The sequence below is a fragment of the Erythrobacter mangrovi genome, from assembly GCF_013260645.1.
Lineage (GTDB): Bacteria > Pseudomonadota > Alphaproteobacteria > Sphingomonadales > Sphingomonadaceae > Qipengyuania > Qipengyuania mangrovi.
On sequence record NZ_CP053921.1, the window covers coordinates 2,246,260 to 2,271,198 of the forward strand.

Consider the following 24,939-nt stretch of genomic DNA (forward strand, 5'->3'; position numbering starts at 1 on the left):
TGACCCTGATGGGTAACGAGAGCCACGATTTCCTTCCCGAACTGGGCAACCAGGACGGCCCGCAACCCGGCCCCAGCTGGGCCAACCCGCGGTGGCTGGCCGACGTCGTCGATAGCGACGCGGACCTGACGGCGGCGCTGGACCCGACGCAGATGCGGCTTGCGGTTGCGCAGGCAGCCAAGCAGGCTGGCAAGGCGCTCGACCCCAAGGCGATCGAGCAGGCGGCGGATGACAGCATCCGCGCCATGCTGCTGATCCGGCTGTTCCGCGTGCGCGGACACCTGGCGGCTAATCTCGATCCGCTGGGGTTGTCGCATCGCGAATGCCCGGCCGAACTGACGCTGGAAGGCAATGGCTTCGGCGGCCAGCCGGACAAGGAAGTCTATGTCGGCGGCGCCTTCGGTTACGAATGGGTCAAGGTCGGCGAACTGCTCCAGGCGCTGAAGGAAACCTACTGTGGCCACGTCGGCCTCGAATACATGCATATCGCCGACACCGAAGAACGGCGCTTCCTGCAGGAACGGTTCGAGCTACCCGACGAGGTGATCCAGTTTACCCCCGAAGGTAAGCGCGCGATCTTGGCCGCCGTGATCCGCGGCGAACAGTACGAAAAGTTCCTCGGCAAGAAGTACGTCGGCACCAAGCGGTTCGGCCTCGATGGTGGTGAATCGATGATCCCGGCGCTCGAGGCCGTGATCAAGCACGGCGGCAGCGCGGGCGTGCGTGAGATCATCTACGGCATGGCGCACCGTGGCCGCCTCAACGTCCTCGCGAACGTGATGGGCAAGCCGTACAAGGTCATCTTCCACGAATTCTCAGGCGGTTCGGCCAACCCCGACGATGTCGGCGGTTCGGGCGACGTGAAGTACCACCTCGGCACCAGCACCGACCGTGAGTTCGACGGGATTTCGGTGCACATGAGCCTGGTCCCCAACCCTTCGCACCTCGAGGCCGTGAACCCGGTCGTGCTGGGCAAGACCCGCGCGCAGCAGGCGATCCGCGACGACCTGAAGAAGCACGAGCAGGTCCTGCCGGTCCTGCTGCACGGCGACGCCGCCTTTGCGGGCCAGGGCATCGTATGGGAGTGCCTCGGCTTCTCCGGTGTGCGCGGCTACAACACCGGCGGCTGCCTGCACTTCGTGATTAATAACCAAATTGGTTTCACGACCAGCCCACAATTTGCCAGATCGTCACCCTACCCCTCCGACGTTGCGAAGGGTGTCCAGGCGCCGATCCTGCACGTCAACGGTGACGATCCCGAAGCGGTGACCTTCGCCTGCAAGCTGGCGATCGAGTACCGCCAGCGCTTCGGTCGCGACATCGTTATCGACATGTGGTGTTATCGCCGCTTCGGCCACAACGAAGGCGACGAACCGAGCTTCACCCAGCCGCTGATGTACGATCAGATCCGCAGCCACCCCAAGGTGAGCGAGATCTACGCCGCCCGCCTGGTCGAAGAAGGCGTCATCGATGACGGCTATGCCGACCAGCTGATCGCCGATTTCATCGATCACCTGGAACAGGAATTCGCGGCGGCAAAGGACTACGAGCCCGACCAGGCCGACTGGTTCGGTGGCCGCTGGGCCGGCATGAACAAGCCTGCCGATCCGGAAACCGCACGACGCAACGTCGATACCGCGATCGAGCGCAAGCTGTTCGACAGCCTTGGTCGCACGCTTACCACGGTCCCCGATGATTTGGTGATCCACAAGACGCTGGGCCGCGTGATCGACGCCAAGCGGCAGATGTTCGAAAGCGGCGAAGGGTTCGACTGGGCAACAGGCGAAGCGCTCGCTTTCGGCAGCCTCGTCACTGAAGGGTTCGGCGTGCGCCTGTCGGGCCAAGATTCGGGTCGCGGCACCTTCAGCCAGCGGCACGCGGTGTGGACCGACCAGAAGACCGAACGCAAGTTCGTTCCGCTGGGCACGCTGCCGCACGGCAAGTTCGAGGTCTACGACAGCCCGCTGTCAGAATATGGCGTGCTCGGATTCGAATACGGCTTCGCCATGGCCGACCCCAAGACACTGGTGCTGTGGGAAGCGCAGTTTGGCGACTTCGCCAACGGTGCGCAGATCATGATCGACCAGTTCATCGCTGCGGGCGAAGCCAAGTGGCTGCGCGCCAACGGACTCGTGTTGCTGCTGCCGCACGGCTACGAAGGCCAAGGTCCAGAACACAGCTCGGCTCGCCTCGAGCGCTTCCTGCAGCTTTGCGCCAACGACAACATCTGCGTCTGCAACATCACCACGCCGGCGAACTACTTCCATGTGCTCCGCCGTCAGATGCTGCGCAGCTTCCGCAAGCCGTTGGTGATCATGACCCCCAAGAGCTTGCTGCGCCATCCGTTGGCGAAGTCGGATGCGGAGGAATTCCTCGGCGAACACCACTTCATGCGGATCAAGTCGGACCTCAAGACGATCGACGACAAGAAGGTCCGGCGCCTTGTGCTGTGCAGCGGCAAGGTCGCCTACGATCTCATGCAGGCACGCGACGAGGCCGGTCTAGAGGATGTTTCGGTGGTTCGGATCGAGCAGCTCTATCCCTTCCCCGGCGAACCGCTGGCCGTGCGTCTTAAGCGCATGACCAACCTCAAGGAGATCGTCTGGTGCCAGGAAGAGTCCAAGAACAACGGCGCCTGGTTCTTTGTCGACCGCCTGATTGAAGAGGCCGCGCAGGCCGCCGGCAAGCCGGACCTACGCCCAAGCTATGCCGGGCGCGATGTGTCTGCCTCGCCCGCAACGGGCTATGCCACCCGCCACCAGCAACAACAGGAGGCGCTGGTCGCCAGCGCTCTCGGTCTTACCTAGTCCACTACGGCCAAGCCCTCCCCCGAATGAGATGGGGAGGCCTGAGGAAACTCTATGCCTACTGAAGTCAAAGTCCCCACGCTGGGTGAATCGGTCACCGAAGCGACCATCGGCGAACTGCTCAAGAAGGTCGGCGACACGGTCAAGATCGATGAGCCGATTGCCAGCCTCGAGACCGACAAGGTCGCGGTCGAAGCGCCTTCGCCTGTCGCCGGGACGATTACCGAATTCCGCGTAGCCGTAGGCGATACGGTCGAGGTCGGCGCAATCATCGCAGTTGTGGGCGAGAGTGGCGCAGCCGCTACCGCGGCAGCGAGCGAGGCACCTGCCGCCGCCCCGGCGCCTGCACCAGCACCCGCCCAGGCCAAGGCGGAGAGCATCGACGCCGCGCAGACCCTCAGCCCCGCTGTACGCCGCGCCGTGCTTGAACACGGGGTCGATCCCTCGACCATCAAGGGCACCGGCAAGGACGGCCGCCTGACCAAGGAAGATGTGATCGCCGCCGCCGAGGCGAAGAAGACGGACGTTGCCACCCCGGCATCTGCCCCCGCCCCCGCCGCCGCGCCGCTTGCTACCGGCGAGCGCCGCGAGGAACGGGTCAAGATGACCCGCATGCGCCAGACCATCGCCAAGCGTCTCAAGAGCGCGCAGGATACGGCCGCGCTGCTGACGACCTTCAACGATGTCGACATGTCTGCGGTGATGGAAGCACGCGACAAGTACAAGGACCTGTTCGCGAAGAAGCACGATGTACGGCTTGGCTTCATGGGCTTCTTCGCCAAGGCCGCCTGCCTGGCGCTGAAGGATGTTCCGGCCGTCAATGCCTACATCGAAGGCGACGAGATCATTTATCACGACTACGTCGACATTTCAGTAGCCGTCTCGGCGCCCAACGGACTTGTGGTTCCGGTGGTCCGCGACTGCCAGGCCAAGGGCTTTGCGCAGATCGAGAAGGATATCGCCGACTTCGGCAAGCGCGCCAAGGACGGCACGCTGACGATGGAAGACATGAAGGGCGGCACCTTCACCATTTCCAACGGCGGTGTCTTCGGATCGCTGATGTCGACCCCGATCATCAACCCGCCGCAGAGCGCCGTTCTCGGCCTGCACCGTATCGAGGACCGCCCGGTGGTCCGCAATGGCGAGATCGTGATCCGCCCGATGATGTACATCGCGCTATCCTATGACCACCGCCTGATCGACGGCCGCGAAGCGGTGACCGCGCTGAAGATCATCAAGGAAGCGATCGAAGATCCCACGCGGATGCTGATCGACCTGTAAAGCCGACGCCGTACGCACCCTCCAAGGGGTTGGGGTGAAGCGGGGTTGGGTAAATGTGCAAAGGGCCGTTCGCCTCAACCTTGTTGATGAGCGTGCGTCACGGAGTTGGAAATGGCTGAATACGACTACGATCTCCTCGTCATCGGTGCTGGCCCGGGTGGCTACGTTGCCGCGATCCGGGCAGCGCAGCTGGGGCTGAAGACCGCTTGTGCGGAAAGCCGCGAAACGCTGGGCGGGACCTGCCTCAACGTCGGTTGTATCCCGTCCAAGGCGATGCTGCATGCGAGCGAGTATTTCGACGCGGCGAAGAACGGCACCATGGCGAACATGGGCATCGAGGTGACTCCCAAGCTCAACCTCGATGTCATGCACGGCCAGCGCCGCGACGCAGTCAAGCAGCTCACCGGCGGCATCGAATTCCTGTTCAAGAAGAACAAGGTCGACTGGAAGAAGGGTTTCGCCACCTTCCAGGATGCGCATACGGTCAAGGTCGGCGACGAAACGGTTACCGCAAAGAACGTGATCATCGCCACCGGTTCTTCGGTCACCCCGCTCCCGGGCGTCGAGATCGACAACGACAAGCAGGTGGTGGTCGATTCAACCGGCGCGCTGGAACTCAAGGCCGTGCCGAAGAAGATGGTCGTCATCGGCGGCGGCGTGATCGGGCTTGAACTCGGCTCGGTCTGGCGGCGCCTGGGCGCCGAGGTGATCGTGGTAGAATTCCTCGACCAGCTGCTGCCCGGCATGGACGGAGATGTGCGCAAGGAAGCGGCCAAGATCTTCAAGAAGCAGGGCATGGAACTGCGCCTGTCGACCAAGGTCACCGGCTGCACGGTCAAGGGCAAGAAGGCCACGCTGACGCTTGAGCCCGCCGCTGGCGGCGAGAGCGAGACGCTGGAGGCCGATTGCGTGCTCGTGTCGATTGGCCGGCGCCCGAACACGACGGGCCTGGGCCTCGAGAATATCGGGCTCGAGCTCAACCAGCGTGGCCAGATCGAGACCGATCATGAGTTCCGCACCAAGGTCGATGGCGTCTGGGCCGTCGGCGACGTGATCCCCGGCCCGATGCTGGCGCACAAGGCGGAAGACGAAGGCATCGCCTGTGCCGAAAACGTCGCGGGGCAGACCGGCATCGTGAACCACGATGTAATTCCCGGCGTCGTCTACACCTGGCCCGAATTCGCCGGCGTCGGCCTGACGCAGGAAGAAGCGATCGCAAAGGCCGGTGGTGACAAGACCAAGGTCAAGGTCGGCAAGTTCCCTATGATGGCGAACAGTCGCGCCAAGACCAATCACGAGCCCGATGGCTTCGTAAAGGTCATCGCCGACGCCGAATCCGACCGCGTACTGGGCGTCTGGGCAATTGCCAGCGTTGCCGGGACGATGATCGCGCAGGCCGCACAAGCGATGGAGTTCGGTGCCACCAGCGAGGATATCGCCTACACCTGCCACGCCCACCCGACGCATTCTGAGGCAATCAAGGAAGCGGCCATGGGCGTACAGGGCAAGCCGATCCACATCTGAAGGCATGGCGCGGGCAATCGCCATCTCGGGATCACGCTGAATGCGAGCACGGACAATCGCCCTGCTCGCCCTGGCAATCCCCGTTCTCGCGGGCCTGCTCTATCTTTGTCGCTTCGGCGCACCGACATCGTATCTGGCCATCAACGCCGGTGCATTGGCCATCGGAACCTTGCCGATCTTGTGGAGCCCGGCGCTCGGCATCCGGCTGCGTCGCGGGATGACGCTAGTATTCCTCGCGGCGCTGTTCGTGCCGCTGGCGACTGGGCCCGAGATCCTCGGTATAGCTCGCTGGCTCCCGCTGGGCCCGGTCCAGCTTCACGTGGGGACGCTCGTAGTCCCTGCGCTGGCTGTGCTTGCCGCACGGGACGAAGACTATGCGCCATCGATCCTTGCGACTGCGCTCTTGGCAGCTTCGCTCCAGCCGGACATGGCCACCGGCCTTGCGTTGATGCTGGCCGGGGTTGGCTTCTACGAGGCCGATCGCGACTGGAAATACGGTGTCTTCATTATCGTCGCTTTCTTCGCCAGCATGGTGATGGCCATACATGGCGAGCTTGCGGCCCTGCCTTTCGTCGAGCGCGTGCTCCACTCGCTCCTCTTTGAAGCCCCGCTCACGGCACTTGGATTGCTCGTCACGCTGCTGGCATGTTTCTTCCTCATCCTCCACGCCTTGCCGGCCGATCCCCTCACCCGGCGTGCGCTCGCGGGCACACTCTTCGGCTTTTCCCTCGCCGCGATCCTCTCGAACTATCCGAGTATCCTGATCGGTCACGGCGCCGCTCCGATCATTGGGTTCGGTCTCGCGCTGGGTTTGGGTTGTGCGCGCGGTGATGAGAAATTCGGGCCTGCTACCAGTCACTAAGAGTATTTGCTCCGACCCGCCCTCGACCTTAGGATGCCGAGCGAGAGGGGAGTTTGCATGGCCTATCCAAGATTGACGAAGAAGCCCGGCGCGCTGGAAACCGCGGCAATGATCCGCCGGGGTGACCTGTCGCCTCACGAAGCGGTCGAAGCTGCGATCGCGCGTATCGAGCACCACGATGCGCACATCAATGCGGTCGTCGTGACTGACTTCGAGCGTGCGCTGGAGACCGCCAAGACGATGGACGCGCGTAAGGCGAACGACGACCAGCCGCTGTTCGGCGTGCCGATGACGGTCAAGGAAAGCTTCAATATCACGGGCCTGCCGACAACCTTCGGCCACCTCCAGTTCGCCGACCATATTGCGCGCGAAGATGCGGTGGTGGTCAAGCGGCTCAAGGCGGCCGGGGCGATCATTCTGGGCAAGACCAATGTCCCGCCCGACCTCGCCGATCTGCAGAGCGACAATCCGGTCTATGGCCGGACCAACAATCCACACGATCACAACCTCGTTGCCGGTGGCTCCTCAGGCGGCGGCGCGGCGGCCGTGGCCAGCGGCATGGTGCCCTGCGAATACGGCAGCGACATTGGCAGCTCGATCCGCAATCCCGCCCATTTCAACGGAATCTACGGACACAAGACCAGCTTTGGCCTGGTCAGTCGCCGCGGTCACACGCATCCAATGGCAGGGCACCACGACGTCCATGATGGTCCCCTGTCGGTGGTGGGCCCCATGGCCCGTTCGGCCGAAGACCTCGACATCTTGCTCGATGTGACGACCAGTTTCCCCTTGATCCGCAGCCACAAGCCGCTGGCCGATTGCCGCTTCCTCGCGGTCCTCGATCATCCGATCAGCGAGATCGACGCGGCGGTGCGCGGACCGATCGAAGCCGCGCTCGACGAAATGGAACGCGCGGGCATCACGGTCGATCGTTCGTCTAAGCTGTTGCCCAACCTGACCGAGCAGCATGCCAATTATCTCCGCTTGCTCAACACGGCGATGGCCCGCGGCCGGCCCGGCCCCGATGGGCAGGTGATGGCGCTCGCCGACTACTACCAGTTGCTCGATGTACAGGCGCGCAACGAATACGCCTGGGGCGACGTCTTTGCGGAGTACGACTTCGTCCTCGCCCCGCCGTTGGCAGTGCTCGCCTATCCGCACGACCAGACGCCGATCCGTGATCGCCGGATCACCATCAACGGCAAGGACAGCGCATTCGCCGACATGCTCGCCTGGGCGGGCCTGGCGACCTTCCCCAACCTTCCGTCAACCGTCGTGCCGGTGGGGGGGACGGACAACCTTCCCTGCGGCATGCAGGTGATGGGACCGCGCTGGGGCGACTTCGATTGCATCGCGGCAGCCGGTGCGATCGGACGGCTGTTGCACGATTAGCCAAGCTCCGGCATGGCTCGCGGCCGATTGATAGCAATGGTCGCGGGAGAAGGGTTTTGGCGCAGCAGCGCATGATGCGAAAATTCGCCAAGTGGCATATCTGGCTTGGCTGGTTGGTCGGCGTGCCGGTGCTCATGTGGACCGTTTCCGGCTTGGTCATGGTCGCAAGGCCGATCGAGACGGTACGCGGGACGGACCTGCGCAAGGAACTGCCAGAGCAGGCCTTGCCGGCAGACACCAATATTGCGGTTTCCCTGCCATCGGGAACCACCAGGCCGGTGCGCGCGGTCACCACCCAGGTGGAGCGCGGCGAAACGGTGACCCGGATTGCCTATATGGACGGCACGGCCGAGCGGTTTCGCGCGGACGGCAGCAAGATGGGTCCGCTGACCGATGTCGAAGCACGGCTGATTGTGGCGGAGGCGATTTCCGGCGGCGACAAGGTGGCCGACGTGAAGCGCTTCCCCGCCGATGCGGTTCCTTTCGACTTCCGTCGTGAAATGCCGGTGTGGCAGGTGATGCTGGCCGATGGCACCAACGTCTACGTTGGTATCGAAAGTGGGCAGATCGAAGCCGTGCGCACACGCTGGTGGCGCTTCTACGATTTCATGTGGGGGCTTCACATCATGGACCTCCAGACCCGCGAGGACACCCATCATCCGATCCTGATAGCCTTCGCTGCGCTCTCGATGTTCGGTGCACTGCTCGGCTGCATCCTGATGTTCCGTCGACGCAAGGCACGGGTTAAAGTGCCCACATGAACCCTGAAGTGCTCACCCCGTTGCTCGACTGGCTCGATCTCGCGGGTGTGGCAATCTTCGCCATGACCGGCGCGTTGGTCGCTGCGCGCCAGAAGCAGACCCTGGTTACTCTATCGTTCTTCGCGCTCGTCACCGGGGTCGGTGGCGGCACGATCCGCGACTTGCTGATCGGTGCGCCGGTGTTCTGGATTCACGACGCCTGGGTCGCGGCGATCTGCCTCGGCATGGCGTTGTTTGCCTGGTTCACGCCCACACGCTGGTGGGAAGGCAGCGTGCTGCAGGTTGCCGACGGTCTCGGCCTGGCCGCCTATGCCGTGCTGGGCACCGCCAAGGCGCTGGAATATGGGCTACCGCCGGTTCCCGCAGGACTGATGGGGATCATCACCGGCTGTGCGGGCGGGATCATTCGCGACGTCATTGCCGGACGCCCATCGATCCTGATGAAACCCGAACTTTACGTCACCGCTGCCGCCCTCGCCGCCGCCGTCACCGTGATTGGCGACGCCAGCGGCCTGCCCCGAGTTTGGGCCTGGGTTATTGCCACCAGCGCCGGGTTCGGCCTGCGCCTTGCCGCAATCCGGTGGAAACTCGCCCTCCCCGCTTACGAACGGGATTAGGTCCGGCTCAGGTCACCGTCGATCGGCTCCTCGCCGGGCAGTGGGCCACCGGGGTAGGCCGGTTGTGCGCCGTCCTGTCCATCGACCCGCGCACGTGCCTGTGCGTAGGTGTCGTCGTCGTACTGTGCGTCTTCCTGCTGGTCGTAGCTGTAGTCGCCCTGGCCGGCATCTCCGCCGCGATAGGGGGTATCGGCGCCACTGCCATAGCTGATCGCCTCGATCCGCCCGTTGTTGCCGATGGAACAGCTAAATCCGTCACCGTTGTACAGCGCGCCGCTGACCTGCCAGCCCTGCGCCGTGCGGTTTACGGAATCGATCGAATCGATGCGGACGTTGCGCTCAATCTCATTGCTGCAGATCGAAACGGCCCGATCAATCCCACGGGTGTCGCTGTCATTGTAACGCGAACTGTCGCGACGAGGCTCAGGATAGCGGTAGCGGTAATCGTCGCGCGAACGACGGTCGGCATTCGACGCGGCACTGGCGATAGCGGCAATCCCGCCGACGATCAGTATCCCGGCGAGGACGTCACCGGCATCGACTCCACGGTGCCGACGATAGCGATACCAGCGATGGTTATGCGCGGTGTCATCGCCTGGCGCCCAGGCAGGCCCGGTCGCGAGAGCGACGTGGCTAGTCGCCACGGGTAACTCAGCTGCCGAAGTCGGCGTCGCGGTGAGTGAAAGAGCGGCAGCAAGTGCCGGAATGGCAGAGAATGAGAACTTGGTCGGCATAGGCCCGAAACCCCACAAGGCGCACCTCCACCTGGCACGCACGGCGATACGACAAGCTGAAATTAGGCGGTCCAGGCTGCACGAAGCCTGAACCGCTTGATGGTGATCATGGACTGTCTGCGGTCACCGCAGGCCGCGGATGCCCTTGAAGTCTACGTCGGTCACCCGACCACGTTCGACATAACAGGTGAAGCTGCCGCTATCGCGATCGTTCCAGCGATCATACCGATCATGCCGGTCACGGTGGCCCCAGCGGTCGTAGCGGCCGCCGCCATAGTTGCCGTCGACGACCATCCTGCCCTTGACCCTCCAGCCATAGCGGGTGTCATCCACATCGCGAATATCGGTTACCTGGGCGTAGCGGTAGCCATAGCGCCTTGCATCCTGGCGCGCGGCGTTGACGCAGCGTTCCACCGCACGGCGCGGATTGCCGCGGTGCGCGTAGGCGTTGTCGCGGTAGGCATTGCCGTCACGATAGTAACGACCGTCGCGGTAGTAACGACCGTCGCGATAGTAATCGCGATCCCTGCTTGCTGCGCTGGCGATAGCGGCGATGCCGCCGATGACGACTGCGCCGGCGATTACGTCGCCGACCGAAATACCATCGTGGTCGCGGTCACGGGCCTGGGCTGGGGTTGCTCCCGCAAGCGCCATGGCGCCGACGGCAGCCGTTGCGATCCCACCCTTCGCAATGGACTTGAGGTTCTTGGTCATGTGAGGCTCTCCTCAGAAGTACCGCGGCGGGATTGCCTCGGTTGAGCCTCTTCTATGTGATTCGCAGTGAGGTGACGCTGAACTCCCGCGACAGCCATTGTTCATATTTAAACCGCTTTTTATGAATGTTAATTCACGCTCTCTATCAGATATTTAGGCCCGGAGCGCTGCCAATCATGAGCCCGGGACTCTCATTTACGCGACCCAATTGGAACGCCAGTTATTCAGCTAAAAACCGCTTTTTCTTAACCACCTCAAGTGCCGCGTAGGCATGCTCAGCAAAACGAAAAGGGCCGGACAGTTTCCTGTCCGGCCCTCCGTGTTTCGTATCGAGTGTCGCCTCAGGCGTCTTCGAATTCTTCTTCGCTTACCACCGGGCCAGAGTCCTGGCCCTTGGCGTCGACGTCGCGGTCGACCAGTTCGATCACTGCCATGGGGGCAGCGTCGCCAGCGCGGAAGCCCGCCTTGATGATGCGGGTGTAGCCGCCGTCACGGTCGGAATAGCGCTCGGCCAGCACGTCGAACAGCTTCTTCAGCTGGGTCTCGTCTCCAAGGCGGCTCATGGCCAGGCGGCGGTTCGACAGGCCGCCACGCTTCGCCAGCGTAATCAGCTTTTCGACATAGGGACGCAGTTCCTTCGCCTTGGGGGCGGTGGTCATGATCTGCTCGTGCTTCACCAGCGCGGCAGCCATGTTGCGGAACATCGCGTTGCGGTGGCCGGTCTTGCGCTGCAGCTTGCGGCCGGAAAGTTTGTGACGCATTTCTCTACTTCCTTCGTTCGTAAGGGGCCCGTTCTAGGTAGCCCGGTACGGGCCGGAATTGCGGGTCCGGCCCATGCCCGTTGCGAGGTATTAGCCCAGCAGCTCCTGTTCGAGCTTCTTGGCCATTTCCTCGATGTTTTCAGGCGGCCAGCCCGGGATGTCCATGCCGAGGCGCAGACCCATCGAGCTCAGGACTTCCTTGATCTCGTTGAGCGACTTGCGACCGAAGTTCGGCGTGCGGAGCATCTCGGCCTCGGTCTTCTGGACCAGGTCGCCGATGTAGATGATGTTGTCGTTCTTGAGGCAGTTGGCCGAACGCACCGACAGCTCGAGCTCGTCGACCTTCTTGAGCAGGTAACGGTTGAGCTGGTTGGTGTCGCTTTCCTGCGGCTCGGCGGCGACGCCGATCATGGCGCTCGACGGCTGCGGGATGCCATCCTCGAAGTGGACGAACAGCGTCAGCTGGTCCTGGAGAATGCGCGCGGCATAGGCCACGGCGTCTTCCGGAGTGACGGTGCCATCGGTTTCGACGTTCAACGAGAGCTTGTCGTAGTCGAGTTCCTGGCCAACGCGGGCGTTCTCGACCTTGTAGCTCACCTGGCGAACCGGCGAATAGAGCGAGTCGACCGGGATCAGGCCGATCGGCGCATCGACCGGACGGTTCATGACAGCCGGGCGATAGCCCTTACCGGTGTCGGCGGTGAGCTCCATGTTGAGCGTCGCGCCTTCGTCGAGGTGGCAGATCACGAGATCCTTGTTCATCACCTCGATGTCGCCGGTCACGGCGATATCGCCGGCCTTAACTTCGGCGGGGCCTGTGGCGGAGAGCTGCAGGCGCTTGAGGCCTTCGCCTTCCATCTTGAGCGCGATCTGCTTCACGTTCAGGACGATGTCGGTCACGTCCTCGCGCACACCGGCGAGCGAGGAGAATTCGTGCAGCACACCTTCGATCTTGATCGAGGTGATCGCAGCGCCCTGGAGCGAGCTGAGCAGCACGCGACGCAGCGCGTTGCCGAGCGTCAGGCCAAAGCCACGCTCTAGCGGTTCGGCAACGAAAGTCGCCTTGCGGCTCTTGTCGCCGCCATCCTTGATTTCAAGGCTGTTGGGTTTCTTGAGTTCCTGCCAGTTCTTGATGTTGACGGACATGGATATCCCCTGGTTCGGATGCGGGCAGGACCGGAGCTCTTTCTCAAGAGCGCCCGGTCCGTGGAGAGTGTCGGCGTCCTGTTATCAGGACGCCGGGCAGGTACGGATCAGACGCGACGACGCTTGGACGGGCGAACCCCGTTGTGCGGGATCGGCGTCACGTCGCGGATCGAAGTAATGGTGAAGCCCACAGCCGCAAGACCGCGCAGTGCGCTCTCGCGACCCGAGCCCGGGCCCTTCACTTCGACCTCAAGGGTGCGCACGCCGTGCTCTGCGGCCTTGCGGCCCGCATCGTCGGCGGCGACCTGGGCGGCATAGGGCGTCGACTTGCGGCTGCCCTTGAAGCCCATCATGCCGGCGCTGGACCAACTGATGGCATTGCCCTGCGCGTCGGTGATGGTGATCATGGTGTTGTTGAAGCTGGCGTTGATGTGCGCAACGCCGGAAGAAATGTTCTTCTTGTCGCGGCGCCTGATACGGCCGGGTTCGCGTGCCATGGTGTGTGTTCCTCTATTCTCTCAAGAAGGGAAAAGCGCTGGGAGACCCAGGCTTACTTCTTCTTGCCGGCGATCGGCTTGGCCTTACCCTTGCGGGTACGGGCATTGGTGTGGGTACGCTGGCCGCGAACGGGCAGGCCGGCACGATGACGAAGGCCGCGGAAGGACTTGAGATCCATCAGGCGCTTGATGTTCATCGCGGTGTTGCGACGAAGGTCGCCTTCAACCGTGTAGTCGGCGTCGATGGCCTCGCGGATGCGCAGCACTTCCTCGTCAGAGAGGTCCTGCACGCGACGCGCGTGATCGATACCAAGCTTGTTCGCGATCTCAACGGCCGTGGTGCGGCCGATACCGTGAATGTAGGTGAGCGCGATGATAACGCGCTTGTTGGTGGGGATATTGACCCCGGCAATACGAGCCACTTACTTCTCCATGCTCCACAGGGAACTGCCGGAACGCGCCGGCACCCCTATCTCATCGCTCAATTCACCGACCGCATGCGGACGCAGATAACGCAAAAAGCCCGGATGGCGCGCTCATAGGCTGTCGCCTGCCGGACTCACCGCAAGTGTCGAATGAACCGCGCGCTTAGGCGGATTCGCCCGAGGCGTCAACCGCCTTGCACGCGCAAGGCAACAGGGCCGCAAAAAAGGGCGGTCCGTCACCTCATCCACGCGCTCTACACCAGCAAATCCGGCAGGTCAAAACCTCTCACATGACCCCGAATGCGAGCATGGCGTCGGCAACCTTCTTGAAGCCCGCAATATTGGCCCCGCGGACGTAGTCGACATAGCCGCCTTCGCTCGTGCCATATTCGACGCACTTCTCGTGGATGCCTTCCATCAGTTCGGTCAGCATCTGGCCTAACCGTTCGTGGTTCCAGCTGATCCGCTCCGAGTTCTGGCTCATCTCGAGGCCCGAGACCGCGACCCCACCGGCATTCGCCGCCTTGCCCGGTGCATAGAGCGTGTGCGCATCGTGGAACACCTTCACCCCGTCGAGCGTGGTTGGCATGTTCGCACCTTCACTCACCGCGATGACGCCGTTGGCGACTAGTTCCCTGGCTTCCTCTTCATTGAGTTCGTTCTGCGTTGCACAGGGCAATGCCAGTTCGCATGGCACATCCCACGGGCGCTTGTCGGCATGGAAGCTTGAACCGGTGAAGTGGTCGGCATACTCGCTGATCCGGCCGCGCTTCACGTTCTTGAGATGCTTGATCCAGTCGATCTTCTCCTGGTTCAAGCCTTCCGGATCATGGATAAACCCGCCACTGTCGGACAGGGTCAGTACCTTGGCGCCGAGCTGGGTGAGCTTCTCCGCCGCATGGGTCGCCACGTTGCCGGAGCCGGAAACGATGGCCGTCTTCCCAGCAACGTCATTACCGGCGTGCTTGAGCATGTTCTGCATGAAGTAGACCGCGCCATAGCCGGTTGCTTCAGGCCGCATCTTCGACCCGCCGTATTCGGTGCCCTTGCCCGTCAGTACGCCTTCCCAGCGATTGGTGATGCGCTTGTACTGGCCGAACATGTAGCCGATCTCGCGCGCACCGACGCCGATATCGCCCGCCGGCACGTCAGTGTCGGGGCCGATGTGACGATAGAGCTCGGTCATGAAGGCCTGGCAGAAGCGCATGACCTCCGCGTCGGACTTGCCCTTGGGATTGAAGTTCGCACCGCCCTTGCCGCCGCCCATCGGCAAGCCGGTGAGCGAATTCTTGAAAGTCTGTTCGAAGGCGAGGAACTTGAGCGTCCCTTCGGTCACACTGGGATGGAAGCGGATCCCGCCCTTGTAGGGGCCGATGGCATTGTTGCACTGGACGCGCCACCCGCGCTGGACGCGGACGTTGTGGTTGTCGTCCTCCCAGCAGACCCGGAAGGAAACGATCCGGTCTGGTTCCGCAATCCGGCGCAGGATCTGGGCAGCGTGGTATTCTTCCTTGTCCTCGATGAAACTGAAGATGTCCTGCGCCACTTCCTGGACCGCCTGGACGAATTCGGGCTGCCCCGGGTTGCGGCGCTTCACGCCTTCCATGAATGTCGGGAAATCGACGTGCCGATCGTATATCGAAGCCATAGGTCACACCTCTGCTGCTGCCCCTGCCGGGGCCTGGAAGATTCTCGTGCGACCTGCGCGCCCGTTGCCCGGACGATCTCTAGGCGGTTATTCTCTCTCCAACGCGTCAATCTGCGTTTCGAGGCTGAGTTCTTCGTCTGTTGCGTTCGCATTCTCGACCGGCACCTCCGGGTCGTCGATCCCACCAAGATGATCGCGAAGACGCACCAGTTGCTGGCTCAATACACCATCGACGGCCTTTGCCAGTTCGGCAGGCTTGTAGCGCATCGACCCGCCCACATTGTACTCCCAAAGGACCCGGGTCCCACCCTCGATTTCCTTGAGAGTCATCGTCAGCACACCGTCCGCCGGCTCGCTTTGCAAGGGACCCAACCCGCCGCGCAACCGCAAAACCTTGAGCGGGTAAGCCTGGATTACCATCGCATGCGACACGCTCCCATCGAGCGAAAAGCCGTCCTTGCCGTCTTGGCCCGGGATGCGCTCGCAGAAGCAACCGCCAGCCTGCGGCGTGAGTGTCATGTTAGACGCATCGCCCGACCAGGTGTGCTCATCGCTCCACCACTCACCAGGCTTGGTGAGTGCCAGCCAGGTCTGCCGCGGGTTGGCCGCCACGCTTACCGCGTCGCGGACCACAAAACCGTCTGCACGAGTCTCCACCACCTCTGCCGCCACAGGAGTAGCGACAAGAACGGCAAGCATGGCAACGGCGCAGCGAAACATCCTCAACTCCCTTTGGAGATGAGGTCTTAGGCCAAGCGGAGAGGGTTGGAAAGGTGGTGCGAAATCAGCGCGAAAGGATCGCGTCGATCGCCGACGCGACATCTTCGATCGCAGCCATGCCATCGACCCGGCTGACAACCCCGCGCGCCTCGTAACCCGGCAGGATCGGCGCGGTCTTGGCGCGGTATTCCTTCATCCGGGTGCGGACGGTTTCTTCATTGTCGTCAGGGCGACGCTTGAACTCGGTCGAACCACACTTGTCGCAGACGCCTTCAACCGCCGGGCGCTTGAATACGTCGTGATAGCCTTCGCCGCAATTGGCGCAGGTGAAGCGCCCGGTGATACGCTCGACAAGGGCATCTTCGTTCACCTCGAGTTCGATCACGTGATCGAGGTTGCGGTCATGCTTGGCAAGGATCGCATCGAGGCTTTCGGCCTGTGCCGCAGTCCGCGGGTACCCGTCGAAGATCGCGCCGGTTTCGGGGCCCATCGCCGCCAGTTCGGCATCGATCAGCTCGGACACGATCTCGTCCGAGACCAGCTCGCCGCGGTCCATGACAGCCTTGGCCTTGAGACCGACCGGTGTAGCGGCCTTCACCGCCGCACGGAGCATATCGCCGGTTGATAGTTGGCGCATGCCATAGCGCTCGACGAGCCGATGCGCCTGGGTGCCCTTGCCTGCGCCCGGAGGGCCCAGAAGGATGATGTCCATGAGAGTCGTGTCCCCCTTCGCCTGCGCAGGATGCCCTAACGCAGACGGCCCTTCAACTTGGCCTTCTTGATGAGATCGCCATACTGGTGCGCCAGCAGGTGCGACTGGATCTGGCTGATGGTGTCGACGGTCACGTTGACCACGATCAGCAGGCTGGTTCCGCCCAGGAAAAGCGGTACGCCGGTCTGCGCGATACCCCATTCGGGAATGACGCAGACGATCGTCAGGTAGATCGCGCCAACCACGGTGATACGGGTCAGGACGTAGTCGAGATATTCCTCGGTCCGCTTGCCTGGCCGAATACCGGGAATGAAGCCGCCATTCCTCTTGAGGTTCTCGGCAGTCTCTTCCGGATTGAAGACGATCGCAGTGTAGAAGAAGCTGAAGAAGATGATCCCCGCCGCATAGAGCGCCATGTAGATCGGCTGCCCATGCTGGAGGTATTGCAGGACCGTCTGCAGGATCGAACCGAATGTCGTATCGGTGCTGACCGAATTGCCGGCAAACTGGGTGATCGTGAGCGGCAGCAACAACAGCGAGCTGGCGAAGATCGGCGGAATAACGCCGGCAGTATTGAGCTTGAGCGGCAGGTGCGAGCGGTCGGCCTGCATCATGCCGCGCTGGGTGGCCCGCTTGGGATACTGGATCAGCAGGCGGCGCTGGGCGCGCTCCATGAAACAGATGAACAGGATCACCGCGATCCCGCCCACGAGGAGACCGATGATCGTGCCGGTCGCGATCGAGCCTTCCGAATAGCCCTTGCCCATGTTGGAGACGAAGGTCGGGAACTGCGCGACGATACCGGCCATGATGATCAGCGAGACGCCATTGCCAATCCCGCGACTGGTAATCTGTTCACCCAGCCACAGGAGGAACATCGTGCCGCCCACCAGGCTGATGACCGCAACGATACGGAACATGATGCCCGGCTCGACCACGGCCTGGAGTCCGCTCTGCGCGCCAAAGCTTTCAAGCCCCGCAGCAAGGAACCAGCCCTGGATGGCGCAGAGGAAAACCGTACCGTAGCGGGTGTACTGGTTGAGCTTCTGTCGCCCGGCCCCGCCTTCCTTCTTGAGCGCGGCGAGGCTCGGATGCAGCGCCGCTGCAAGCTGCACGACGATCGACGAGGTAATATAGGGCATAACGCCGAGCGCGATCAGACTCATGCGCTCAAGGCTGCCGCCCGAGAAAGTGTTGAACAGGTCGAGGATCCCGCCTCGAGTCTGATCATAAAGACTGCTCAGGATCAGCGGGTTGACGCCCGGCAGGGGCACGAAGCTGAGGAAACGGAAAACGACCAGGGCGCCGATGGTGAACCAGATGCGGTTCTTCAGCTCGGTGGCTTTCGAGAAATTGGCGAGACTGAGATTGCTCGCAATATTGTCGGCGCGTGATGCCATTGGTCGTGTTCGATCCTAGCTGGTCGCCGGCCCGTCCCGGCGCTGACCGGACAGATAGGGAGCGGGGAGCGGAATGTCGAACCCCGCCCCCCGATTTTCCCGATTACTTGGCCTTCTTGGCCTTGTTGGCTTCGGCGCGCGCAGCCTTCTTCTCGTGCTCAGGCTGGCCCTTCTCGATGATTTCCACCGAGCCGCCGGCCTTCTCGACCGCTGCAACCGCGCCCTTCGACGCGCCAGCGACCTTGAAAGTGACCTTGGCGGTCAGTTCGCCCTTGCCGAGCAGGCGGACGCCGTCCTTGCCACCACGTGCCAGGCCAGCAGCCTGCAGCGCTTCGTGGTCGACGGTCTTCTTAACGTCGAGCTTCTTCGCGTCGATGAACTTCTGGATCATGCCCAGGTTCACTTCCGCAAAGTCCTTGGCGAAGGGGTTGTTGAAGCCGCGCTTCGGCAGGCGCATGTGCAGCGGCATCTGGCCGCCTTCAAAGCCCTTGATGGCGACGCCCGAGCGGCTCTTCTGGCCCTTCTGGCCACGGCCCGAGGTCTTGCCCTTGCCCGAACCGATGCCACGGCCCACGCGGATGCGGGACTTACGGGCGCCGGGATTGTCGCGAATATCGTTCAGTTTCATGTCGTATGCACTCGCTTTCGCTTGGCCCGCCAATAAGGCGGCGGGGGTTTCGCACGTTTTTGTGGAGCGGGGCCGATAGCGGGCGATAGGGCGCTTGTCACCCCATTTGTGCGATTGCGGAAATTTGCCCAACTGCGGTAGGGACCCGCGCAATTCGGGGGACGTTTCGGTGTCGCAGGACCAGGTAGCAGTTTTTCACCCCGGGACCCAGCACAGCTGGCAGACCGCGAGAGCTTTGCAGGACCTTGGCCAGCTCGCATTCTACGCCACTTCGATCTGCTATGACCCGGGCAAGTGGCCGTACAAGGCGGTACGATTTCCTGGGCCGATAGGCGCCGCCCTGCACCGTGAGTTCAGCCGGTTCGACATTCCAGGGATCGATCCGGGCAGGATCCGGACCCATGGCTGGCAGGAATGGGGAGAGCGCATGGCCGCGCGAGCAGGCCTACCTGCTGTCGCACGACTGCTGGATACGGCAGGAAATCGCAGTTTCGCACAGTTTGCGTCCAAAGAGGCGATCAGAGCGGACGCATCGGCCATCTGGGGCTACGACAATTGCGCACTGGAGGCATTCGCCAAGCTAAACGGAGGGTCGATCAAGCGGATCCTCGACGTAACGATCGCCCCACGTCGGGTGCTCAATCGAATCATGGCTCAGCTGCATGACGAGTGGCCACAGTTTTTCGTCTCGACCCGGCGCGAAATCCCACCACTCATCCTGAAGCGCACCGAGCAGGAACTTGCCCTTGCGGATACCATCGTTGTCGGGAGCCCGTTCGTCCGCGATACGATCATCAGCGAGACGCCCGACCCCGAAATTGCGCAGCGGATCAGGGTGTTGCCCTATTGCTTCGACGAAGCGTTGTTTGCTGCTTCGCCACTCCCGCAAGCTCGCAAGCAAGGCGAACCGGTCAAGTTCCTGTTCGTCGGCAGCGTCGGTCCCCGCAAAGGGGCGCATCTACTGCTCGAGGCGTTCCTCAGGATCCCCGAGGCAGAAGCCCAACTCACTTTGCTCGGCTCGCTCGACATGCCGTCGGCAACTTTCACACGCTATTCCGACCGCGTAACGCATATCAACCAGGTCCCGCGCAGCCAGGTGCCCGCGATCATGGCCCAGCACGATGCGCTCGTATTACCGAGCTTCTTTGAAGGTTCGGCGATAACCCTCCTCGAAGCGCTTGCCAGCGGGCTTGCCCTGATCCAGTCCCAAAATGCCGGACTGGGTGGTACAGCCGAAACCGGGTTTGTGCTCGACCAGCTGACCATCGATGCGTTGGAGGAAGCGATCCTCACCACCTTGTCCGATCGCGAACGACTGCTGGACTGGCGCCACAATGCCCGGCAACGCGCCCGGGATTTTACCTACGCGCGATACCGACAGCACATCGCCAGCCTGCTCGCGGAACTCGGCACCTAGATGCGACAAAGCCCGGATGCCGACTTACGGCACCCGGGCTCTATCAATTTGCCTGCCGGACTTGTCGTCAGTCGACGATCTGGACCAGATGCGGGATCTTGGCGATCGCACCGCGCACCTCGGGGGTGTCCTGGCGCTCAACGACCTTGTGCATCTTGTTCAACCCAAGACCGATCAGGATCTTGCGCTGGCTTTCCGGACGGCGGATCGGCGAACCGACCTGCTTGATCTTGATGGTGTTAGTCTTGGCCATCGATCTTACTCCGCGATAGCGGCGGCGTCGGCTTCCGCCTCAGCCTCCGACGCACCACCGCGACCAAGAAGGTCGGCGACCTTCTTGCCGCGACGCTGGGCGACCGACTTCGGCGAAGTCTGGCTGCTGAGCGCGTCGAAGGTGGCGCGGATCATGTTGTAGGGGTTCGAGGTGCCGACCGACTTGGTCACCACGTCGGCAACGCCGAGGCTCTCGAACACGGCGCGCATCGGACCACCGGCGATGATGCCGGTACCCGGAGGCGCCGTGCGAACGGTTACCTTGCCAGCGCCGAAATGACCCTTGCCGTCGTGATGGAGGGTGCGGCCCTCCTTCAGCGGGACGCGGATCATCTTCTTGCGGGCAGCAGCGGTCGCCTTCGAAATGGCTTCCGGCACTTCGCGCGCCTTGCCATGGCCGAAGCCGACACGGCCCGAGCCGTCGCCCACCACGACCAGCGCAGCAAAGCCGAAGCGCTTACCGCCCTTCACCGTCTTGCTGACGCGGTTGATGTGGACGAGCTTCTCGATGATGCCGTCGTCTTCTTCCTCGCGCTGACGGCGATCGTCGCGGCGGCCACGGCCACGGCCACGGCCTTCGCCACGCTCGCCACCCCGGCCACGGCCACGACGGCCCTCGCCTTCGGCGCCTTCAGGCGCGGCCGCTTCCGCAGCCGGCTGTTCGGTGGCCGCCACGGCGTCCACTACGGTTTCTTCAGTGTTGGTTTCGTCAGCCATCATCAGAACTCCAGCCCGCCTTCGCGAGCGGCGTCGGCCAGCGCCTTGACGCGACCGTGGAACAGGAAGCCGCCGCGGTCGAACACGACGGTGGTCACGCCGGCCTTCTTGGCAGCAGCGGCGATGTCGCTACCGACCTTCTTGGCAGCATCGACATTGGCACCCGAAGCCTTCACGCCGAGCGTCGAAGCAGCGGCAAGGGTCTTGCCAGCGGCATCGTCGATGATCTGCGCGTAGATGTGCTTGCCAGTGCGGTGCACCGACAGGCGCGGCTTACCGCCAGCGTGAGCCTTGAGGGCCGTGCGCACGCGGCGACGGCGGCGTTCGAAAAGGGAAAGCTTGGCCATCTTACTTCTTCTTCCCTTCCTTGCGGAAGATGTATTCGCCGCGGTAGGCGATACCCTTGCCCTTGTACGGTTCGGGCTTGCGCCAGCGGCGGACTTCGGCCGCGAACTGGCCGACCTTCTGCTTGTCGATGCCCGAGATTTCGACCGTGGTCTGATCCGGGGTCTTCACCTCAAGGCCTTCCGGCACAGCGAGATCGACGTCATGCGAGTAGCCGAGTTGCAGCTTGAGCGTCTTGCCCTGGGCATTGGCACGGTAACCGACACCCTTGATCTCGAGAACCTTGGTAAAACCCTCGGTTACGCCTTCAACCAGGTTCGACACCAGCGTGCGCTGCATGCCCCAGTGGCTGCGAGCCGCCTTGGTATCATTGGCCGGAACGACCGCGATCGCGCCGTCGTCAAGCTTGTACTCAACCAGGTCCGACAGGCCCATCGAAAGGGTACCCTTGGGGCCCTTCACGCTGAGCGTGCCGTTATCGATGTTGGCGGTGACGCCGCTAGGGATCGCCACCGGCTTCTTGCCAATGCGGCTCATCAGAACACCTCCGCCAGCACTTCGCCGCCGACGTTCTGCGAACGGGCTTCCGCATCGGAAAGCACGCCCTTCGGCGTCGAGACGATGGTGATGCCGAGGCCGTTGCGGATCACCGGAAGTTCCTTGGAACCCGAATAGACGCGGCGGCCAGGCTTGGAGACGCGAGCGACATGCTTGATCGCAGGTTCGCCCTCGAAATACTTCAGTTCAATCCGCAGCGCGGGGTGCTTGCCCGAAGAGTCTTCGCTGAAGCCACGGATGTAGCCTTCGCGCTGGAGCACTTCGAGGACGTTCGCACGCAGCTTGCTGGCGGGCGAAAGGACACTGTCCTTCTTCGCACGCTGGCCGTTGCGGATACGGGTGAGCATATCACCCAGGGGATCGGTCATAGCCATCTGTCTTTACCTCACCAGCTCGACTTGGTCAGGCCTGGGATCAGGCCCTTGTTGCCGAGGTCACGCAGTTCGATGCGGCAAAGCCCGAACTTGCGATAGTAGCCGCGCGGGCGGCCGGTGGTGTTGCAGCGGTTGCGTACGCGGGTCGGGTTCGCATTGCGCGGCAGTTCAGCCATCTTGAGCCGTGCCATCAGGCGATCGGTCTCATCGGCATTCTTGTCGTCCGCGATAGCCTTCAGCTTCGCGTACTTGTCCGCATACTGCTTGACGAGCTTCTTGCGACGCTCGTTCTTGTTGATCGAACTCAGTTTCGCCATTGGACTTAAGTTCCTCTATTAGCGGCTCACGCCGCCTCCTTCTCTTCCGACGCTTCGGCCGGGAACGGGAAACCGAACAGACGGAGCAGTTCGCGCGCCTCTTCGTCGGTCTTCGCCGTGGTGGTTACGATGATGTCCATACCCCGGACCTTCTCGATCTTGTCGTACGAGATTTCGGGGAAGACGATCTGTTCCTTCAGGCCCATGGCATAGTTGCCACGGCCGTCGAACGACTTGGGGTTCAGGCCACGGAAGTCGCGGATGCGAGGCATAGCGACGGTGACCAGGCGGTCGAGGAATTCGTACATACGTTCGCGGCGCAGGGTGACCTTGCAACCGATCGGCATGCCCTCACGCAGCTTGAACTGCGCGATCGACTTCTTGGCCTTGGTGATCACGGGCTTCTGGCCGGCGATCAGCGCCATTTCCTCGGCAGCCGTCTGGACCTTCTTCTTGTCCTGGCTCGCTTCGCCCACACCCATGTTGAGCGTGATCTTTTCGAGCTTCGGCACTTCCAGCGCGTTCTTGTAACCGAACTTTTCGGTCATCGCCTTGACGATCTCGTCGTCGTAGCGCTTGCGCATGCGGGGGCTGTAATCAGCCATCGATGGTCTCCCCGGACTTGACGGCAACGCGCACCTTCTTCCCGTCCTTCGTTTCGAAACGGACGCGGGTGGGCTTGCCCGACTTGGGATCGGCCAGCGCAACCTTGCTGATGGCCATCGGCGCTTCGAAGCGGTCGATGCCACCCTGCGGGTTGAGCTGGGTCGGCTTGCGGTGACGGGCGGCGATATTCACGCCTTCGACGACGATCTTGCCGTCCTTCGGCATGACCTTCGCGACGGTGCCGGTCTTGCCCTTGTCCTTGCCGGACAGGACGACGACGCTGTCACCCTTCTTGATCTTGGCGGCGGCCATTACAGCACCTCCGGAGCGAGCGAGATGATCTTCATGAAGCCGCGACCGCGCAGTTCACGCACGACGGGGCCGAAGATACGGGTACCGATTGGCTCTTCGTTCTTGTTGACGAGAACCGCGGCGTTGCTGTCGAAACGGATCACGCTGCCGTCGGGACGGCGCACGTCCTTCTTGGTACGCACGATCACGGCGCGATGGACGTCGCCCTTCTTCACCTTGGTGCGCGGCTGGGCTTCCTTAACGGAAACCACGATCACGTCGCCCACGGAAGCAGTCCGGCGCTTCGAGCCGCCCAGTACCTTGATGCACTGGACACGCTTGGCGCCGCTGTTGTCCGCGACGTCGAGATTGGATTGCATCTGGATCATCGATCCGGTTCCTTCTCAATGGCTTGCCGGAACCAGTCCGGCAGTTCCTAACGTCTAACTGCTCAGTTACCTGCGGCTGCAACGTCGAGGTCAGCCTCGACAGCCTGCGTGCCGCCAGCGGTAACGCGATCGATCACCTGCCAGGTCTTGGTCTTGGAGATCGGCTTGGTTTCTTCGATCCGCACGACGTCGCCGAGGGTGAACTCGTTGTTCTCGTCGTGGGCGTGATACTTCTTCGAGCGGCGAATGATCTTCCCATAAAGGGGGTGCTTCACCTTGCGCTCGACGAGCACAGTCACGGTCTTGTCGGTCTTGTCGGAGGTGACGGTCCCGATCAGGATACGCTTGGGCATGGTCTACTCCTTAAGCCTTGGCTGCGGCGCTGGCGCGCTCGGTCTGCAGCGTCTTGATCTTGGCGATCGAGCGGCGGACTTCGCGGATGCGGGCCGGAGCCTCAAGCTGGTTGGTCGCCGCCTGGAAGCGGAGGTTGAACTGTTCGCGCTTGAGCGAGGTCAGCTCTTCGTCCAGCTGGTCGTCGGTTTTCTGGCGCAGGTCTTCAATCTTGGCCATCATTCGCCTCCCAGGTGCGAGGTGTCGCCGAGGCGGGCAACGACCTTGGTCTTGATCGGCAGCTTCATCGCTGCGCGTTCGAACGCCTCAGCGGCCAGCGGGCCGGCAACGCCGTCGAGTTCGAACAGGATACGGCCCGGCTTCACGCGAGCGGCCCAGTATTCGATCGAACCCTTGCCCTTACCCTGACGGACTTCGGCAGGCTTCTTCGACACCGGAACATCGGGGAAGACGCGGATCCACAGGCGACCCTGACGCTTGATGTGACGGGTGATCGCACGACGCGCAGCTTCGATCTGGCGCGCGGTAACCCGTTCGGGCTCCAGCGCCTTCAGGCCATAGGACCCGAAGTTCAGCGTGGTCCCACCCTTGGCGTTGCCATGGATCTTGCCCTTGAACGCCTTGCGGTACTTGGTTTTCTTCGGTTGCAGCATGGTTCTTTCCTAATCCTGC

General features: G+C 62.6%; 31 protein-coding genes. 8 read left to right on the forward strand and 23 right to left on the reverse strand.

The genetic code is table 11. The features are described from left to right. Window positions 1–8 precede the first annotated feature (8 nt). The 7 genes from HQR01_RS11350 to HQR01_RS11380 all read left to right on the forward strand — a co-directional run bounded on the left by HQR01_RS11350 (window position 9) and on the right by HQR01_RS11380 (window position 9,244). On the forward strand, window positions 9–2,807 hold the full coding sequence (locus HQR01_RS11350; protein WP_173214972.1) for a 2-oxoglutarate dehydrogenase E1 component: 2,799 nt from the start codon (window positions 9–11) through the stop codon (window positions 2,805–2,807). Window positions 2,808–2,861: 54 nt separating this feature from the next. Further along, window positions 2,862–4,088, forward strand: a complete 1,227-nt coding sequence (gene odhB / locus HQR01_RS11355) for a 2-oxoglutarate dehydrogenase complex dihydrolipoyllysine-residue succinyltransferase (protein ID WP_173214973.1) — start codon at window positions 2,862–2,864, stop codon at window positions 4,086–4,088. Window positions 4,089–4,199: 111 nt separating this feature from the next. Further along, window positions 4,200–5,612, forward strand: coding sequence for a dihydrolipoyl dehydrogenase (lpdA, locus tag HQR01_RS11360; RefSeq protein WP_173214974.1), 1,413 nt, complete (start codon window positions 4,200–4,202; stop codon window positions 5,610–5,612). A gap of 40 nt (window positions 5,613–5,652) precedes the next feature. After that, on the forward strand, window positions 5,653–6,474 hold the full coding sequence (locus tag HQR01_RS11365; RefSeq protein WP_173214975.1) for a hypothetical protein: 822 nt from the start codon (window positions 5,653–5,655) through the stop codon (window positions 6,472–6,474). Between the two features lie 57 nt (window positions 6,475–6,531). After that, entirely contained in the window at window positions 6,532–7,866 is a 1,335-nt protein-coding gene (locus HQR01_RS11370) for an amidase family protein (protein ID WP_173214976.1), read from the forward strand. A 71-nt stretch (window positions 7,867–7,937) separates the two neighbouring features. Beyond that, window positions 7,938–8,627, forward strand: a complete 690-nt coding sequence (locus HQR01_RS11375) for a PepSY domain-containing protein (RefSeq protein ID WP_234030148.1) — start codon at window positions 7,938–7,940, stop codon at window positions 8,625–8,627. After that, complete coding sequence (locus HQR01_RS11380; protein ID WP_173214978.1) at window positions 8,624–9,244, forward strand: trimeric intracellular cation channel family protein; 621 nt, start codon at window positions 8,624–8,626, stop codon at window positions 9,242–9,244. The genes HQR01_RS11375 and HQR01_RS11380 overlap by 4 nt, the downstream gene beginning before the upstream one ends. On the opposite strand, the gene HQR01_RS11385 is transcribed toward HQR01_RS11380, so the two are convergent. The 11 genes from HQR01_RS11385 to rplO all read right to left on the reverse strand — a co-directional run bounded on the left by HQR01_RS11385 (window position 9,241) and on the right by rplO (window position 18,629). Then, on the reverse strand, window positions 9,241–9,978 hold the full coding sequence (locus HQR01_RS11385) for a hypothetical protein (protein ID WP_173214979.1): 738 nt from the start codon (window positions 9,976–9,978) through the stop codon (window positions 9,241–9,243). The genes HQR01_RS11380 and HQR01_RS11385 overlap by 4 nt on opposite strands. A 123-nt stretch (window positions 9,979–10,101) precedes the next feature. Beyond that, window positions 10,102–10,692, reverse strand: a complete 591-nt coding sequence (locus tag HQR01_RS11390; protein WP_173214980.1) for a hypothetical protein — start codon at window positions 10,690–10,692, stop codon at window positions 10,102–10,104. A 341-nt stretch (window positions 10,693–11,033) separates the two neighbouring features. Continuing rightward, on the reverse strand, window positions 11,034–11,453 hold the full coding sequence (gene rplQ, locus HQR01_RS11395; protein ID WP_173214981.1) for a 50S ribosomal protein L17: 420 nt from the start codon (window positions 11,451–11,453) through the stop codon (window positions 11,034–11,036). 90 nt (window positions 11,454–11,543) lie between these two features. Beyond that, on the reverse strand, window positions 11,544–12,599 hold the full coding sequence (locus HQR01_RS11400; protein WP_173214982.1) for a DNA-directed RNA polymerase subunit alpha: 1,056 nt from the start codon (window positions 12,597–12,599) through the stop codon (window positions 11,544–11,546). A gap of 107 nt (window positions 12,600–12,706) precedes the next feature. Continuing rightward, entirely contained in the window at window positions 12,707–13,096 is a 390-nt protein-coding gene (gene rpsK / locus HQR01_RS11405) for a 30S ribosomal protein S11 (RefSeq protein WP_160607305.1), read from the reverse strand. 53 nt (window positions 13,097–13,149) lie between these two features. Then, on the reverse strand, window positions 13,150–13,518 hold the full coding sequence (gene rpsM, locus HQR01_RS11410) for a 30S ribosomal protein S13 (RefSeq protein WP_173214983.1): 369 nt from the start codon (window positions 13,516–13,518) through the stop codon (window positions 13,150–13,152). Between the two features lie 289 nt (window positions 13,519–13,807). After that, window positions 13,808–15,169 carry an NADP-specific glutamate dehydrogenase gene (gene gdhA, locus HQR01_RS11415; protein WP_173214984.1) on the reverse strand — a complete coding sequence of 454 codons (1,362 nt, stop codon included), beginning with the start codon at window positions 15,167–15,169 and terminating at the stop codon, window positions 13,808–13,810. Window positions 15,170–15,256: 87 nt separating this feature from the next. After that, on the reverse strand, window positions 15,257–15,889 hold the full coding sequence (locus tag HQR01_RS11420; RefSeq protein ID WP_188115101.1) for an SRPBCC family protein: 633 nt from the start codon (window positions 15,887–15,889) through the stop codon (window positions 15,257–15,259). A gap of 64 nt (window positions 15,890–15,953) precedes the next feature. Continuing rightward, on the reverse strand, window positions 15,954–16,601 hold the full coding sequence (locus HQR01_RS11425; RefSeq protein ID WP_173214985.1) for an adenylate kinase: 648 nt from the start codon (window positions 16,599–16,601) through the stop codon (window positions 15,954–15,956). Between the two features lie 35 nt (window positions 16,602–16,636). Further along, on the reverse strand, window positions 16,637–18,001 hold the full coding sequence (gene secY, locus HQR01_RS11430; protein WP_173214986.1) for a preprotein translocase subunit SecY: 1,365 nt from the start codon (window positions 17,999–18,001) through the stop codon (window positions 16,637–16,639). A 103-nt stretch (window positions 18,002–18,104) separates the two neighbouring features. Beyond that, window positions 18,105–18,629, reverse strand: a complete 525-nt coding sequence (gene rplO / locus HQR01_RS11435; protein WP_173214987.1) for a 50S ribosomal protein L15 — start codon at window positions 18,627–18,629, stop codon at window positions 18,105–18,107. A gap of 169 nt (window positions 18,630–18,798) precedes the next feature. On the opposite strand from rplO, the gene HQR01_RS11440 reads away from it, so the two are divergent. Further along, a complete protein-coding gene (locus HQR01_RS11440; RefSeq protein ID WP_173214988.1) occupies window positions 18,799–20,046 on the forward strand; it encodes a glycosyltransferase family 4 protein in 1,248 nt (415 codons plus the stop codon). Window positions 20,047–20,113: 67 nt separating this feature from the next. On the opposite strand, the gene rpmD is transcribed toward HQR01_RS11440, so the two are convergent. The 12 genes from rpmD to rplP all read right to left on the reverse strand — a co-directional run bounded on the left by rpmD (window position 20,114) and on the right by rplP (window position 24,920). Further along, window positions 20,114–20,299, reverse strand: coding sequence for a 50S ribosomal protein L30 (gene rpmD / locus HQR01_RS11445; protein ID WP_173214989.1), 186 nt, complete (start codon window positions 20,297–20,299; stop codon window positions 20,114–20,116). A gap of 5 nt (window positions 20,300–20,304) precedes the next feature. Next, window positions 20,305–21,036 carry a 30S ribosomal protein S5 gene (gene rpsE, locus HQR01_RS11450; RefSeq protein ID WP_234030317.1) on the reverse strand — a complete coding sequence of 244 codons (732 nt, stop codon included), beginning with the start codon at window positions 21,034–21,036 and terminating at the stop codon, window positions 20,305–20,307. 2 nt (window positions 21,037–21,038) lie between these two features. After that, window positions 21,039–21,383 (reverse strand): 50S ribosomal protein L18, encoded by a 345-nt coding sequence (gene rplR / locus HQR01_RS11455; RefSeq protein WP_173214990.1) that lies wholly within the window; start codon window positions 21,381–21,383, stop codon window positions 21,039–21,041. A 1-nt stretch (window position 21,384) separates the two neighbouring features. Next, window positions 21,385–21,918, reverse strand: a complete 534-nt coding sequence (gene rplF / locus HQR01_RS11460; protein WP_173214991.1) for a 50S ribosomal protein L6 — start codon at window positions 21,916–21,918, stop codon at window positions 21,385–21,387. Next, window positions 21,918–22,313, reverse strand: a complete 396-nt coding sequence (gene rpsH / locus HQR01_RS11465) for a 30S ribosomal protein S8 (protein WP_173214992.1) — start codon at window positions 22,311–22,313, stop codon at window positions 21,918–21,920. Before rpsH ends, rplF begins: the two co-directional genes overlap by 1 nt. Window positions 22,314–22,324: 11 nt before the next feature. Next, window positions 22,325–22,630, reverse strand: coding sequence for a 30S ribosomal protein S14 (gene rpsN / locus HQR01_RS11470; RefSeq protein WP_173214993.1), 306 nt, complete (start codon window positions 22,628–22,630; stop codon window positions 22,325–22,327). A 26-nt stretch (window positions 22,631–22,656) separates the two neighbouring features. Next, window positions 22,657–23,235 carry a 50S ribosomal protein L5 gene (gene rplE / locus HQR01_RS11475; protein WP_173214994.1) on the reverse strand — a complete coding sequence of 193 codons (579 nt, stop codon included), beginning with the start codon at window positions 23,233–23,235 and terminating at the stop codon, window positions 22,657–22,659. Continuing rightward, entirely contained in the window at window positions 23,228–23,548 is a 321-nt protein-coding gene (rplX, locus tag HQR01_RS11480; protein WP_173214995.1) for a 50S ribosomal protein L24, read from the reverse strand. Before rplX ends, rplE begins: the two co-directional genes overlap by 8 nt. Beyond that, window positions 23,548–23,916 (reverse strand): 50S ribosomal protein L14, encoded by a 369-nt coding sequence (gene rplN / locus HQR01_RS11485; protein ID WP_006831888.1) that lies wholly within the window; start codon window positions 23,914–23,916, stop codon window positions 23,548–23,550. The genes rplX and rplN overlap by 1 nt, the downstream gene beginning before the upstream one ends. Before the next feature lie 62 nt (window positions 23,917–23,978). Then, window positions 23,979–24,269 carry a 30S ribosomal protein S17 gene (gene rpsQ / locus HQR01_RS11490; protein ID WP_173214996.1) on the reverse strand — a complete coding sequence of 97 codons (291 nt, stop codon included), beginning with the start codon at window positions 24,267–24,269 and terminating at the stop codon, window positions 23,979–23,981. Window positions 24,270–24,279: 10 nt separating this feature from the next. Then, a complete protein-coding gene (rpmC, locus tag HQR01_RS11495; protein ID WP_173214997.1) occupies window positions 24,280–24,486 on the reverse strand; it encodes a 50S ribosomal protein L29 in 207 nt (68 codons plus the stop codon). Next, window positions 24,486–24,920 carry a 50S ribosomal protein L16 gene (gene rplP / locus HQR01_RS11500; RefSeq protein ID WP_173214998.1) on the reverse strand — a complete coding sequence of 145 codons (435 nt, stop codon included), beginning with the start codon at window positions 24,918–24,920 and terminating at the stop codon, window positions 24,486–24,488. Before rplP ends, rpmC begins: the two co-directional genes overlap by 1 nt. Window positions 24,921–24,939 lie beyond the last annotated feature (19 nt).